This window comes from Pseudomonas sp. S2_B07 (assembly GCF_054668435.1).
In genome coordinates this window covers 3,611,147-3,624,326 of the sequence record NZ_CP162769.1, presented here as the reverse complement: position 1 = coordinate 3,624,326, position 13,180 = coordinate 3,611,147, and the positions used below count along the sequence as shown (strand labels likewise).

At 59.7% G+C, this 13,180-nt stretch carries 11 protein-coding genes; 8 read left to right on the top strand and 3 right to left on the bottom strand.

All coding sequences use genetic code 11. The features are described from left to right. Nucleotides 1-248 precede the first annotated feature (248 nt). Genes AB4N43_RS16665 through AB4N43_RS16630 form a run of 8 tightly spaced genes read left to right on the top strand, consistent with a single transcriptional unit; the run spans nt 249 to nt 9,238 of the window. Nucleotides 249-1,163, top strand: a complete 915-nt coding sequence (locus AB4N43_RS16665; protein ID WP_027926229.1) for a GDP-mannose 4,6-dehydratase — start codon at nt 249-251, stop codon at nt 1,161-1,163. Beyond that, entirely contained in the window at nt 1,160-2,131 is a 972-nt protein-coding gene (gmd, locus tag AB4N43_RS16660) for a GDP-mannose 4,6-dehydratase (RefSeq protein WP_027926228.1), read from the top strand. Before AB4N43_RS16665 ends, gmd begins: the two co-directional genes overlap by 4 nt. Before the next feature lie 3 nt (nt 2,132-2,134). Next, entirely contained in the window at nt 2,135-3,577 is a 1,443-nt protein-coding gene (locus tag AB4N43_RS16655; protein ID WP_027926227.1) for a mannose-1-phosphate guanylyltransferase/mannose-6-phosphate isomerase, read from the top strand. Further along, complete coding sequence (locus AB4N43_RS16650; RefSeq protein WP_460151728.1) at nt 3,578-4,375, top strand: ABC transporter permease; 798 nt, start codon at nt 3,578-3,580, stop codon at nt 4,373-4,375. It begins immediately after the preceding gene. Then, on the top strand, nt 4,375-5,628 hold the full coding sequence (locus AB4N43_RS16645; protein ID WP_027926225.1) for an ABC transporter ATP-binding protein: 1,254 nt from the start codon (nt 4,375-4,377) through the stop codon (nt 5,626-5,628). The genes AB4N43_RS16650 and AB4N43_RS16645 overlap by 1 nt, the downstream gene beginning before the upstream one ends. Further along, nucleotides 5,625-6,992: a glycosyltransferase family 4 protein gene (locus AB4N43_RS16640; RefSeq protein ID WP_460151727.1), complete on the top strand. Its 1,368-nt coding sequence runs from the start codon at nt 5,625-5,627 to the stop codon at nt 6,990-6,992. The genes AB4N43_RS16645 and AB4N43_RS16640 overlap by 4 nt, the downstream gene beginning before the upstream one ends. Beyond that, nucleotides 6,976-8,106 carry a glycosyltransferase family 4 protein gene (locus AB4N43_RS16635; RefSeq protein ID WP_027926223.1) on the top strand — a complete coding sequence of 377 codons (1,131 nt, stop codon included), beginning with the start codon at nt 6,976-6,978 and terminating at the stop codon, nt 8,104-8,106. The genes AB4N43_RS16640 and AB4N43_RS16635 overlap by 17 nt, the downstream gene beginning before the upstream one ends. 1 nt (nt 8,107) lies before the next feature. Beyond that, nucleotides 8,108-9,238 (top strand): glycosyltransferase family 4 protein, encoded by a 1,131-nt coding sequence (locus AB4N43_RS16630; RefSeq protein WP_027926222.1) that lies wholly within the window; start codon nt 8,108-8,110, stop codon nt 9,236-9,238. A 125-nt stretch (nt 9,239-9,363) separates the two neighbouring features. On the opposite strand, the gene AB4N43_RS16625 is transcribed toward AB4N43_RS16630, so the two are convergent. The 3 genes from AB4N43_RS16625 to AB4N43_RS16615 all read right to left on the bottom strand — a co-directional run bounded on the left by AB4N43_RS16625 (nt 9,364) and on the right by AB4N43_RS16615 (nt 13,117). After that, nucleotides 9,364-11,394 carry a 2Fe-2S iron-sulfur cluster-binding protein gene (locus tag AB4N43_RS16625; protein WP_460151726.1) on the bottom strand — a complete coding sequence of 677 codons (2,031 nt, stop codon included), beginning with the start codon at nt 11,392-11,394 and terminating at the stop codon, nt 9,364-9,366. A 63-nt stretch (nt 11,395-11,457) separates the two neighbouring features. Further along, the gene (locus AB4N43_RS16620; RefSeq protein WP_059181903.1) at nt 11,458-12,084 is read right to left on the bottom strand and encodes a glutathione S-transferase family protein; all 627 of its coding nucleotides are present in this window, start codon (nt 12,082-12,084) and stop codon (nt 11,458-11,460) included. A 106-nt stretch (nt 12,085-12,190) separates the two neighbouring features. Next, complete coding sequence (locus AB4N43_RS16615) at nt 12,191-13,117, bottom strand: LysR family transcriptional regulator (RefSeq protein WP_027926219.1); 927 nt, start codon at nt 13,115-13,117, stop codon at nt 12,191-12,193. Nucleotides 13,118-13,180: the final 63 nt, after the last annotated feature.

Below are 13,180 nucleotides of genomic sequence, written 5' to 3'. Positions count from 1 at the left end.
GCATTCTAAACACATCCGTCGAGGATTCGTGAACCGCCCGGCGAGAATAAATCAGCCTACGCTAACGAGAACTGACCAGTCACGGTTGGACCTGTTGAAATTGATGAGCAATTGGCACAGATTGGATACCAAACAACTACAACAATGCATTTCTCCTGTCTTTCGACCAACCCATCCACCCGGTCTGTCAGACATCTCCATAAAGCCTGTGGGGAAACGGACGAAATGAATGACCAAGGGGCTGCTGTTTGAAAAAGCGTCTGTTCGTGACGGGTCTGAGTGGATTCGTCGGACAACACATCCAATCTCGCCTGAACGCTGATGCCTCGGCATGGACACTTCTGCCTGCCGCTTCCCGTTACGATCTCGCCGAGCCCGGCAGCCTCGAAGGCCTGTGGCCCGAGATGCCCGATGCAGTCATTCACCTGGCCGGCCAGACCTTCGTCCCCGAAGCCTTCCGCGATCCGGCGCGCACGCTCAACATCAACCTGCTCGGCACCCTGAACCTGCTGCAAGCCCTGAAGGCCCGCGGTTTCACCGGGACGTTTCTGTACATCAGTTCTGGCGACGTCTACGGCCAGGTCATCGAAACCGACCTGCCCATTACCGAACAACAGCCACCCTGCCCGCGCAATCCCTATGCCGTGAGCAAACTGTCGGCGGAATTCCTTAGCCTGCAATGGGGCCTGAGCGAAGGCTGGCCGGTCATGGTTGCCCGTCCGTTCAACCACATTGGCACCGGCCAGAATGAAAGCTTCGCCATCGCCAGCGCAGCCCGGCAGATCAGCCGAATCAAACAAGGCTTGCAAGCGCCGCAACTGGAAGTCGGTGACATCGACGTCACGCGCGATTTTCTCGACGTTGACGACGTGATTTCGGCCTACCTGGCGCTGCTGGAAAAGGGCGTGCCGGGACAGGTCTACAACATCTGCTCGGGACACGAGCAGAGCATTCGCAGTTTGATCGAACAACTGGGGGACCTCGCCCAGGTCGACATGCAATTGATTCAAGACCCCGCGCGCCTTCGTCGCGCAGATCAGCGTCGCGTTTGTGGCAGCCATGCCAAGCTTGCCCAGACCACAGGATGGACGCCTGAAATCACAACACAACAATCCCTGCGGGCGATCCTGTCCGACTGGGAGAAGCGAGTACGACAAGAATGACTAAAAGTGCACTGATCACAGGGATCACCGGCCAAGACGGCGCTTATCTGGCCAAACTGCTGCTCGACAAGGGGTATAAAGTCCACGGCCTGGTGGCGCGGCGCAGCAGCGATTCACGCTGGCGCTTGCGTGAAATGGGCGTCGAGGGCGACATCGTTTACCTGGACGGCGACATGGCCGATGCCTGCTCGGTGCAGCGCGCGGTCATCAAGTCAGCCCCGGACGAGGTCTATAACCTGGCGGCGCAAAGCTTTGTCGCCGCCTCCTGGGACCAACCCGTCACCACCGGTATCGTCGACGGCCTGGGCGTGACTCACCTGCTCGAAGCCATTCGCCAATTCAGTCCGCACACGCGTTTTTATCAAGCGTCCACCAGCGAAATGTTTGGCCTGATCCAGGCCGAGCAGCAAGACGAAAACACTCCGTTCTATCCGCGTAGCCCGTACGGCGTGGCCAAACTGTATGGCCACTGGATCACCGTGAACTACCGCGAAAGTTTCAATCTGCACGCCAGCAGCGGGATCCTGTTCAACCACGAATCGCCCCTGCGCGGCATCGAGTTCGTGACCCGCAAAGTGACCGACGCCGCTGCCCGCATCAAGCAGGGCAAACAGCAGGAACTGCGCCTGGGCAACATCGACGCCAAACGCGACTGGGGATTTGCCGGCGACTACGTCGAAGCCATGTGGCTGATGCTGCAACAAGACAAGCCTGATGACTTTGTGGTCGCCACCGGCATCACCACCACCGTGCGCGAAATGTGCCGGATCGCCTTCGAACACGTCGACCTGAACTACCGCGACTTCGTGAAAATCGACCCGGCGTTTTTCCGCCCGGCCGAAGTGGAAGTGCTGCTGGGCAACCCGGCCAAAGCCCAGCGCGTACTGGGCTGGAAGCCGAAGACCGATCTGGATACCTTGATCCGCATGATGATGGATGCGGACATGAAACGCGTCGCCAAGGAGTAGGCCATGCTGATTCCCGTGATTCTCTCCGGCGGTGCCGGTACGCGCTTGTGGCCGGTGTCCCGCGAGGGCCATCCCAAGCCGTTCATGACCTTGCCCGACGGTCAGTCGCTGCTGGGCAAAACCTATCGGCGGGCCGCCGGCCTGCTCGATGGCTGGGGCGATATCGTCACGGTGACCAACCGCGACTACTACTTCCAGAGCAAGGATCACTATCAGGAGGCGCAGCTCAGCCGTCATCGCGGGCACTTCATGCTGGAGCCGACGGGCCGCAACACGGCCCCGGCCATCGCCGCCGCCGCCCTGTCACTGCAAGCCCTGCACGGCGATGAAGCGATCATGGTGGTGATGCCCGCCGACCATTTGATCCTCAACGAAGATGCTTTGAAGACCGCCGTGGAACACGCCGTGGCACTGGCCAGGGAGGGTTTCCTGGTGACCTTCGGCGTGGTGCCGACCGCGCCGGATACCGGTTTCGGCTACATCGAAACCGGCGCTGCGCTGGACGGAAAAGGCGCTGCCAAAGTGCAGCGCTTCGTCGAGAAACCTGATTTGCAAACCGCGACACATTACCTGGAGAGCGGCCATTTCCTGTGGAACTCCGGGATGTTCTGCTTCTCGATCGCCACCGTGCTGGCCGAATTGCAGATCCACGCCCCCGAGTTGCTCGAGCAGACGAAAACCTGCATGGCGGCCAGTAGCCCGGTGGAAACCGTCGGTTGCCTGCAACAGGAATTGTCCCCGGCGTTGTTCGCCGAGATCACCGACATCTCCATCGACTACGCGCTGATGGAACACTCCGACAAAGTGGTCGTGGTGCCCGCCCGATTCGACTGGAGTGATATCGGCTCCTGGGGCGCAGTGGCCGCACTCGTGCCTGCCGATGCACAAAACAACCGTGCCAGCGGCGATGCCGTGTTCATCGACAGCCACAACAACTTTGTCCAGAGCGAAGAACGGTTGGTAGCGGCCGTGGGTGTGGATAACCTGATCATCATCGACACCGCCGACGCCGTGTTGGTCGCCCACGCCGATCGCGCGCAGGACGTGCGTCGGGTGGTCAAGCAGCTCAAGGACAAGAAGCACGAAGCCTATCGCCTGCACCGTACGGTCAGCCGGCCGTGGGGCACCTACACCGTGCTCGAAGAAGGCCCTCGCTTCAAAATCAAACGCATCGTGGTCAAGCCCGGTGGTAAGTTGTCGCTGCAGATGCACCACCATCGCAATGAACATTGGGTGGTGGTCGAAGGCATGGCCAAGGTCACCAACAACGGCACCGGTACTCATCTGGTCGCGAAGAACGAATCAACGTTCATTGCCGCCGGCCACAGGCATCGCCTGGAAAATCCCGGCGTGATTGACCTGGTGATCATCGAAGTGCAAAGCGGCGAATACCTGGGAGAGGACGATATCGTCCGCTTCGAAGACCAATACGGCAGGACGGTTTGAATGCTGCTTTCTTTGTACCGCTCGCTGTGGGGCTATCGGGGATTCATCCTCGGTAGCGTCAAGCGAGAATTCCAGGCGCGTTACCGAAATTCGTTGTTCGGTGCCCTGTGGACCGTGCTTAACCCGCTGTCGATGATCATCGTCTACACAGTGATCTTCTCCCACATCATGCGCGCCCGTTTGCCAGGGGTGGATGACGGTTTGGCCTACAGCATTTACCTCTGCGCCGGCCTCCTGACGTGGGGGTTGTTCGCAGAAATCACCGTGCGCAGTCAGAACATGTTTCTCGACAACGCCAACCTGCTGAAGAAAATCAGCTTCCCGCGGATCTGCCTGCCAGTGATCGTGTTGTTCAACGCCGGCATCAACTTCGCGATCATCATCGGCTTGTTCATCGGCTTTCTGCTGATTAGCGGGCGACTGCCCGGCATGGCGCTGCTGGCGCTTATTCCGCTGTTGGCCTTGCAGGTTATGTTTTGTGCCGGGTTGGGGATGATTCTGGGTGTATTGAATGTGTTCTTTCGCGATGTCGGACAATTTTTCGCCATCTGCCTGCAATTCTGGTTCTGGCTGACGCCGATCGTGTATCCGATGAGCATCCTGCCGGAATGGGTACAACGCCTGCTGCAACTCAATCCCCTGACCAATCTGATTACCAGCTATCAGAATGTGTTCCTTTACGGCCAATGGCCGATCTGGAGTTCTCTGCTGCCAATATTCGTGAGCGGCACGGTGTTCTGCGTGATCGGGCTGCGGTTGTTCCGTCAGCGGGTCGGTGAAATGGTGGATGAACTCTGATGGGGCACATACGCGTCACCGGCCTGGGCAAGGCCTACAAGCAATACCCCAATCGCTGGAGCCGACTGGCTGAATGGCTGATCCCGTTTTCGCCGATCCGTCATCGCCAGCACTGGGTGCTGCAAGACGTGGCCTTCGAAATTGCGCCCGGCGAGTCCGTGGGCATCGTCGGAGTCAACGGCGCGGGCAAAAGCACCTTGCTGAAAATGATCACCGGCACCACCCAACCCACCTGCGGCAGCATCCAGCTCGAAGGCCGCGTTGCCGCCCTGCTGGAACTGGGCATGGGTTTTCATGCGGACTTCACCGGCCGGCAGAACGCGGTCATGGCCGGCCAACTGCTGGGCATGCAAGTCGAAGAAATCGAAGCATTGATGCCCGAGATCGAACGCTTCGCGGAAATCGGCGACGCCATCGATCATCCCGTGCGTACCTATTCCAGCGGCATGCAGATGCGCCTGGCATTCAGCGTGGCCACCGCGCGGCGACCGGACATTTTGATCGTCGACGAAGCACTGTCAGTGGGCGACGCCTACTTCCAGCACAAAAGTTTCGACCGCATCCGCAGCTTCCGCAAAGCCGGTACCACGCTGTTGATCGTGTCCCACGACCGCTCGGCAATTCAGTCGATCTGCGACTCGGCGATCCTCCTGGAAAAGGGACGGATGGCCATGCACAGCACACCCGAAGCCGTCATGGATTACTACAACGCGCTACTCGCCGAGCGTGAAGGCCAGACGGTGCGTCAGGAAATGCTCTCAGGCGGCCAGGTCAGCACTATTTCAGGCACCGGTGAAGCCGGGATTTTGCGGGTGCGCTTGCTGGACGAGCACGAACGGTCCATCGATGCGGCGGAAGTCGGTCAGCCGGTGGTGCTGGAGGTGGACGTCGAAATCCGCCAGGACATCGAGCGGCTGGTGCTGGGCTTTATGATCAAGGATCGCCTGGGCCAGGCTATGTACGGCATCAACACCCATCGCCAGGACCAGGCGCTGAATGATCTGAAGGCCGGGGAGCGCGTGACCTACCGCTTTGCTTTCATCATGGGACTGGGCAAGGGTAACTATTCGGTGGCCCTGAGTCTGTCCCGTCTGGATTCGCACCTGGACCGCAATTTCGAATGGCGGGACTACGGTCTGGTGTTCCACGTGATCAATAACCGCCACGAAGACTTCGTGGGCTGCTCGTGGCTGGGGGCGAAAACCACCATCACCCGCTCCGTTGAAACGCTGATGCCGGAAAACACACCATGACGCGCCTTCTGGTGGAATGCACCCACGTTTTCCAGCACCCCAAGGTCAACTCGGGCATCCAGCGAGTGGTGCGCAACGTCGTCAATCAATTGCCGGAATCGGTGGATGGTGTCGACTGCATCCCGGTAGTGATGCTTAAAGGCAAACTCTATCGAGTGCTGATGCTCGGCGCGTTGAACATCCCGTTTTTCGATCACTTGATGACCTTCGGTGGACGCCTGGAACGCCTGGCTCACCGTTTCTGGCAACTGCACCAACGCCTGCATAACCGCAGCCACTCGCGAGTGATCAAACGCTTGCTGCACGTGGCCTACCGTTTGACGGCGATCACCTGCTTCAGCATTCCACTGCGGGTGATCGAAGGCATCAACCAGTATCAACTGCCCAAACGCTGCACGCCGTTGCTGCATCAGCCAGGGGATCAACTGGTGTTGCTCGACTCATCCTGGCATACCGACTTTTTCCCGTTTGCCGAACAGCTGAAACGTGAAGGCGTGGGCATCATTTCGGTGGTCTACGATCTCATCCCCCTGACTCACCCGCAGTTCTACGACACCCGGCTAGTCCAGGTTTTCAATGAATGGTTCGATTGGATCACCCGAACGGCCGATGGCTACATGGCAATTTCTGCCACGGTGCGTGACCAGGTGCGTGAGGAATTACAGCGCCGTCTCGGTCCTGCCAAGGCCAATGAGCTGTGGTTCGACTATTTCCACCTTGGTTCCGAACTCGACCTCAGCGAAGCAACCGCGGCTGTGGAACCGCGCCTTGCCCGGCTATTTGAAACACCGGAACCGGTGTTCTTGATGGTCAGTACTATCGAGCCGCGCAAGAACCATGATTACCTGCTGGACGCTTTCGAATTGGCTTGGGCGGCGGGCTCCAAGGCCCGGTTGTGCGTTGCCGGTCGAATCGGCTGGAAGTGCGACGCCCTGCTCGCGCGGGTACGCAATCACCCGCAACTGAACCAGCGTCTGTTCATGTTCAACGACCTGAGTGACACCAGCCTCGAACACGCCTACAGCCACGCCAGCTCACTGGTGTTTCCATCGTATGTCGAAGGCTTCGGCCTGCCACTGGTGGAAGCCATGCAGCGCGGACTGCCGGCCATGGGCAGCGATATTCCGGTCTTTCGCGAAATCGGTGGCGAGTTCATGGCGTACTTCGATCTGGCCGAGCCACACAGCCTGTGCGACCTGGTCGTGGATTTCGAGCGCAGCGGTCAATTCCCGGCCACCCGCGACGTCGCGCACTGGCGCTGGATCGGCTGGCGTGAAGCGAGTGCCCAGTTGGCCGAACGAACCCTGCACAATCTTGTAGAAGCGCCGGTCATGACAGAGAGGCAACATGCGAATTGCCCTTAATGCCCGGATCCTCCAGGCTCCGCGTACCGGCATTGGCCACTACGTCGCCGAACTGGCGAACGCGTTAGCCGATGAGCCGGATATCGAACTGGCGCTGTTTCATGGCTGGGGTTGGAGCTCGGCTCTGCCGGAAGCGGCCATGCCCGGTTATTCGCGACTGACGCCGCTGCTGCGGCAGATTCCAGGGGCCTATCAGGCCCGGCGCTGGCTGGAGCAGAAACGCTTCGATCAAGGTCGCGCGCAATCCATCGACCTCTACCACGAACCAAGTTTGTGGCCGCTGTCGTTCGACGGCCCGACGATCATCACTCTGCATGACCTGACTCACCTGCACTACCCCGACACACAGCCGCCCGCGCGTTTGCGGGAAATCGAACGGCGGCTGGCCGACGGCGTACGCCAGGCGAGCCTGATTCTTACCGACTCGCAGTTTATTGCCGACGAAGCCCAGGCGCATTTCGGGCTTCCAGCCGAGCGGTTTGTCGTCGCACCACTGGGTGCAGCGGCGCGTTTCCACCCACGGACTCCCGAGGCCATCGACGCCGTTCTCAAGGCCCATGGCGTCGTCGCGCGGGAATATTTCCTCTGCGTCGGCACCTTGGAACCGCGCAAGAACCTGACCCTCGCCCTGCGCGCCCACGCTTTGTTGCCGGAGGCGGTGCGTCAGCGTTTTCCGCTGCTGATCGTCGGTATGGCCGGCTGGCAACACGAGCAGTTCAGTGAAGAATTGCGCACAGCCCTGGCCACAGGCGACGTATGCCTGCTCGGGTATCTGCCGGATGAAGATCTGGCGCAACTGCTGGCCGGTGCCCGGGCATTGATCTTTCCTTCGCTGTACGAAGGGTTCGGGCTGCCCGTTCTTGAAGCCATGGCGAGCGCAACGCCGGTCATTCTGACGCGCCATTCGGCCATGCCGGAGGTCGCTGCAACCGCTGGCAACTACATCGAGCCGGATAATCCAGACCATTTACGCGATGCCATGAACCGGTTGATCGACGACCCCATTCACTGGCAGGCATGCCGCGACGCCGGTTTGCAACAAGCGAAGCTTTTTTCCTGGAAGCGTTGCGCGAAGGTCACGGCCCGAGCCTACCGTCAGGTTATGGGAGACTGATATGCGTGTATTGCACTTTTACAAAACCTACTTGCCCGACTCCATGGGCGGTATCGAACAGGTCATTTTTCAGTTGTGCGAAAGCGGCGCGCGACATGGGGTCGACAGCACTGTCCTGACCTTGAGTAACAACCCGGCACCTGGCGTGATCCAGATCCGTGAACATCAGGTCCATCAGGCCAGAATGGACTTTCAACTGGCGTCCACCGGCTTCTCCTACAGTGTGTTCAAGCAATTTCGTGAGCTGGCGGCAGAGGCCGACGTGGTCAACTACCACTTCCCGTGGCCATTCATGGATCTGGTGCATTTTTGTAGCGCAACCAAAAAGCCCTGCGTAGTGAGTTACCACTCGGACATCATTCGCCAGCGTCATTTACTCAAACTGTATCGACCCTTGATGCGCCGGTTTCTGGACAGCGCCGATCGAATCGTCGCCGCTTCACCCAACTACTTTCATACCAGTGAAATTCTTCAGGATTACCGCGAAAAAACCCGGGTAATCACCTATGGGTTGGACAAGGCAGGTTATCCACAGCCTGAAATGGAGCGCACTGACCGCTGGCGTCGACAGTTGGGCGACAAGTTCTTCTTGTTCGTCGGCGTTATGCGTTACTACAAAGGACTGCACATTCTTCTCGAAGCGATGCAGGGGCTGAATTATCCGGTGGTGATCGTCGGCGCCGGCCCCCTGGAAGCTGAACTGCATGCTCAGGCCAAAAAACTGGGTTTGCAGAACCTGCACTTTTTGGGACGTTTGGGTGATGAGGATAAAGTGGCCTTGCTGCAGCTGAGCTATGCCGTGGTGTTCCCGTCGCATTTGCGCTCTGAAGCGTTCGGCATTTCGCTGCTGGAAGGTGCGATGTACGGCAAGCCGATGATTTCCAGCGAGATCGGCACCGGCACCAGTTACATCAACATCCACAATGAAACCGGGCTGGTGGTGCCTCCAAGTCATCCACAAGCCTTCCGTGAAGCGATGCGCACGCTGTGGGAAAACCCGACACGTGCGGCAGAAATGGGCGTGAAGGCTGAGGCCCGGTATCGGCAGTTATTCACAGCCGACGACATGGGTCGCAAATGGACCGAATTGTACGAAGAGCTGCTTGAGGAAAAATCCCTGTCTTACGCCTGACTGCTTTCCTGCAGGAGCCGGGCTTGCCCGCGATGGCGGCGTGTCAGTCAACATGAATGTTGAATGTTAAACCGTCATCGCGGGCAAGCCCGGCGCCCACAGGGGTTGAGCCGCAGGACCTGGGTTTACAGATCCAGCACCAGCGGCTTCGAACCCTGCGCCGGCACCGCACAGCAAATCAGTACCTCTCCAGCGCCGGGCACTTCTGCCGGCACTTGTGGATAAGTCACTTCGCCGCTGATCAGGCGCGTCTTGCAGGTCCCGCAGGAACCGCCACGGCAGCTGAATTCCGGGCGCAAACCACGGCTTTCAGCCAACTCCAGCAAACTGCCGCTATCGGGTTTCCAGCGCGCCTCTTTGGCCGAGCGCTCGAACACCACCGGTACTGACGTCGTGGCGGCCGGTGGTTGCTCGATGATCACTGCATCCGGATCGGCTACCCGGCGCAACGTCGACGGCCCAAAGGTCTCGGCGTGAATCGTTGAATCGCGGATGTCCATGTCACGCAAGCTGTCGTACATCGCCTGGGTGAACGCTCCTGGGCCGCAGAGGACAAAATCCAGCTGATCGTAGTCTTCCACCTCAAGCACGTTCTTGAGCAGGTCGGCGTCGATTCGCCCGGTCAGGTCGAAATCTTCCCCTTCGCGCGCCTCGGGCTCCGGCTGACTGAGCAAACGCAGGACTCGCACCGCGTCGCCGAGCCCGTCGAGCAAGCGGTTCAGTTCAGGGCGGAATGGTTGATCGGCCAGGGTTCGCGAGCTCTGGATGAACCAGGTCGGGCGGATGCTCCGCGTGCGCAGGCCTTGATAAACCACCTCACGCACCATCGACAGCAGCGGCGTAATGCCCACGCCAGCGGCCAGCAATACCAGCGGGCGCCGCTCATGCGGTGCCACGGTGAAATGCCCTTGAGGCGCACGGGCTTCCAGCACGTCACCGACACGAATCCGCTCATGCAGGTGCGATGACACCAATCCGTCACGCTTCACACTGATACGGAAAAAGTCATCGGACGGCGCACTCGACAGGCTGTACGTGCGGATATGCACGTCACCGTCAATGTTGAACCGCAAAGGTAAATGCTGCCCGGCCTGGAACACCGGCAATCCGGCGCCATCGGCAGGCTCCAGGTAGATCGAACGAATGTGGTGGCTTTCCTGTTCGATTCGCGCCACCCGCAGCGACCGCCAATGATCGCCCAAAGCCTTGGCTTGCAGGCGTGCATTGGCCTGCGCCCAGGTGCCGGTCAGCAGACTGGTGGGCGATACGCCGTCAAAGCGCCAGCGCAAAGCCAGCGCTGCAGGCCGGCGCACCACGTGCTCGACCTCGAAGGTCCACAGCCGCTCGGCACCTTGAAAGGCTTCGATTAGCGGGCCGTCGAGGATGATTTCGGTACGCCCGCTGAGGTGCAGCAGGTCACCAGAATTGAAATCGATGAACAACAAACCGGCGCGAGGATTGACCAGCAGATTGCCCAGCGTATTGAAATGCAGGTTGCCGGCGAAGTCAGGGATCGTCAGGCGATTCCCTTCCACCTGTACGAAACCGGCCTGGCCGCCCCGGTGAGAAACATCCACCGAACGCTGTCCATCGACGTCCACGTAGCTGGCGACAAAGAATGTGTCGGCGTCGACGATCATGGTCCTGGCCGCATCATCCAGTTCAGTCAGGTGCTGCGCAACGCGACTCGAAGGGTCCGCCAAGGGCACCGAACGAAACTGGCGCAATTGGATGTATTGCGGGCAGTTGCCGAACGATTGCTCCACCGTGACGCCGAATCCGCTGGCCGTAACGGCGCTGACTCGGCCATTGAGGCGATTGCGGCGCCGGGTGTGCAACTCAATACCGAGCAAACCGATGGCAGCACCGTCTTGCAGCTGCGCAGGGTCATCGGCGCCCGGCAGGTGGTCGAACTGCAACAGCGATGGATCGGGGGAATGAGCGAAACCCGGTTGCCCTTCAAGAATGCTGGCCCAGGGGTTGCCTTCGACATCAACGGCGCCGTACAGCATGAAAGGCAGTTGCTGATAGAACGTGCGGTGCTGATCCGGCATCTGACTGCGAATCACCTTACGTCCGAACGCCTCCATTCGCTCGGCAACCCCCACATGAGCCTGCAACTGTTTCTCGCCGGCGTGCCAAGGTGAATGTTCCATAACGGCTCCTCCCCTGCGCCCATGGCGCATCGTGAACGGCCCGAGCGGATCGGGCCGTGAACATCAGGCAGTTTTTTGCAGGCCGGCCACCGTGCGTGGCATGCCGACAAACCCTGGCAGGGCTTCAATGCGCGCCAGCCAGGCACGGATGTGGGGGTAGTCGTCGAGCGAGACATTGCCTTCCGGCGCATGGGCGATATAACTGTAGGCCGAGACGTCGGCGATGGTCGGCTCGCTCCCCGTCAGATATGGCGTGGCAGACAGTTCCTGATCGATGATTTTCAGCAAAGCGTGGGAATTGGCGATCACTTCTTCAGCGTTGTAGGACGCGCCGAACACGGTGATCAACCTGGCTCTGGCCACACCAAAGGCAATCGGCCCGGCAGCAATCGATAACCAGCGCTGAACCTTGGCAGCGCCGACAGGATCAGTCGGTAGCCAGCGACCGTTGCCATACTTCTGCGCCAGATACACCAGGATCGCATTGGAGTCGGCCAACACGACGCCTTGGTCATCGATGGCAGGCACCTGACCCATCGGGTTGATCGCCAGGTAATCCGGCTGCTTGTGCGCCCCCTTGGCCAGATCGACAAAGACTAGCTCTGTCGGCAATTGCAGCAGGGACAGCATCAGCTCCACACGGTGAGCGTGGCCAGAGCGTGGGAAGTTGTAGAGTTTGATGGCTTGCATGGTCGACTCCGCTGGGTGGAGGCGCCCTTTGGAAAGAGTCGGCGCCGATGGGTTGCCATCTTCCGCCTGCTACCGAAACAATAGAATAACCAGCAAATGCAATCCATTATTTCAGCTGGAGCAATAGTGCCTCGTTCTTCAAGGCTGGATGCTCGCGCAAGGCCTTCACCGTGAAGTCGACAAAACTGCGCACTCGCGCTGGCGCTTTGCGCCCGCCCTGATAAATCACGTGAATCGGCAACGGCGCCAATTCGAATTCAGACAGGATGATTTGCAACTCACCCGCCGCCACCTTTCCCGCGACCTGATACGACAACACGCGGGTAAACCCCAGCCCCAGGCAGGCGGCCGTGATGGCAGCCTGATTGGCGGTGACCACCAGCCGAGACTCCGTACGCACCGACAGCGGTTCGCCATTTTCAAGGAAGGGCCAGTTACGTAATTGGCCCGTGGCCGATGTTGCAATAATCGGCGCCTGTACCAGTTCCTGCGGATGCAAGGGCCGGCCATGTGCCGCGATCAGCGCTGGCGAACCACAAATCACCCGCCGTACCTCGCCGACCCGGATCGCATGCTGATTACTGTCGGGCAAATCGCCGATGCGCACCGCCACATCGATGCCCTCTTCCGTGATGCTCACCACGCGATCAAGCAACAGCGCATTGATGCAGACCTCTGGGTACTGCGCCAGGTAATCAACCATCACTGGCGTGACAAACAACTCTCCAAACAATACCGGCGCGGTGATCGTCAATTGCCCACGGGGTTGTGCATGACTCCCCGCCGCCGAATCCTCCGCTTCCTGCACCTCGGCGAGAATCCTGCGACAGTCGTCCAGATAACGCTGCCCCGCCTCGCTCAAATGCACGCTGCGGGTCGTACGGGTGATCAACTGCGTGCCAATGCGCTGCTCCAGTGCCGCGACGGCCCGGGTGACGCTCGCCGCCGACATCCCCAGAATTCGCGCCGCCGCCGAGAAACCTTGCGCCTTGGCGACGGCGGCGAAGACCTGCATTTCCTGGAATCGGTCCACGGGGCATGTCCTTTATTCAGATAAAAAAAATCGCAACCGTAGGCTGCGATTTTTAAGGGTTTC

Bases quoted from the DNA above. Each gene is read 5' to 3' on its own strand.
- AB4N43_RS16620 (WP_059181903.1), bottom strand. From the start codon at position 12,084: ATGCAAGCCATCAAACTCTACAACTTCCCACGCTCTGGCCACGCTCAC.
- AB4N43_RS16655 (WP_027926227.1), top strand. From the start codon at position 2,135: ATGCTGATTCCCGTGATTCTCTCCGGCGGTGCCGGTACGCGCTTGTGG.
- AB4N43_RS16645 (WP_027926225.1), top strand. From the start codon at position 4,375: ATGGGGCACATACGCGTCACCGGCCTGGGCAAGGCCTACAAGCAATAC.
- gmd (WP_027926228.1), top strand. From the start codon at position 1,160: ATGACTAAAAGTGCACTGATCACAGGGATCACCGGCCAAGACGGCGCT.
- AB4N43_RS16630 (WP_027926222.1), top strand. From the start codon at position 8,108: ATGCGTGTATTGCACTTTTACAAAACCTACTTGCCCGACTCCATGGGC.
- AB4N43_RS16640 (WP_460151727.1), top strand. From the start codon at position 5,625: ATGACGCGCCTTCTGGTGGAATGCACCCACGTTTTCCAGCACCCCAAG.
- AB4N43_RS16625 (WP_460151726.1), bottom strand. From the start codon at position 11,394: ATGGAACATTCACCTTGGCACGCCGGCGAGAAACAGTTGCAGGCTCAT.
- AB4N43_RS16650 (WP_460151728.1), top strand. From the start codon at position 3,578: ATGCTGCTTTCTTTGTACCGCTCGCTGTGGGGCTATCGGGGATTCATC.
- AB4N43_RS16635 (WP_027926223.1), top strand. From the start codon at position 6,976: ATGCGAATTGCCCTTAATGCCCGGATCCTCCAGGCTCCGCGTACCGGC.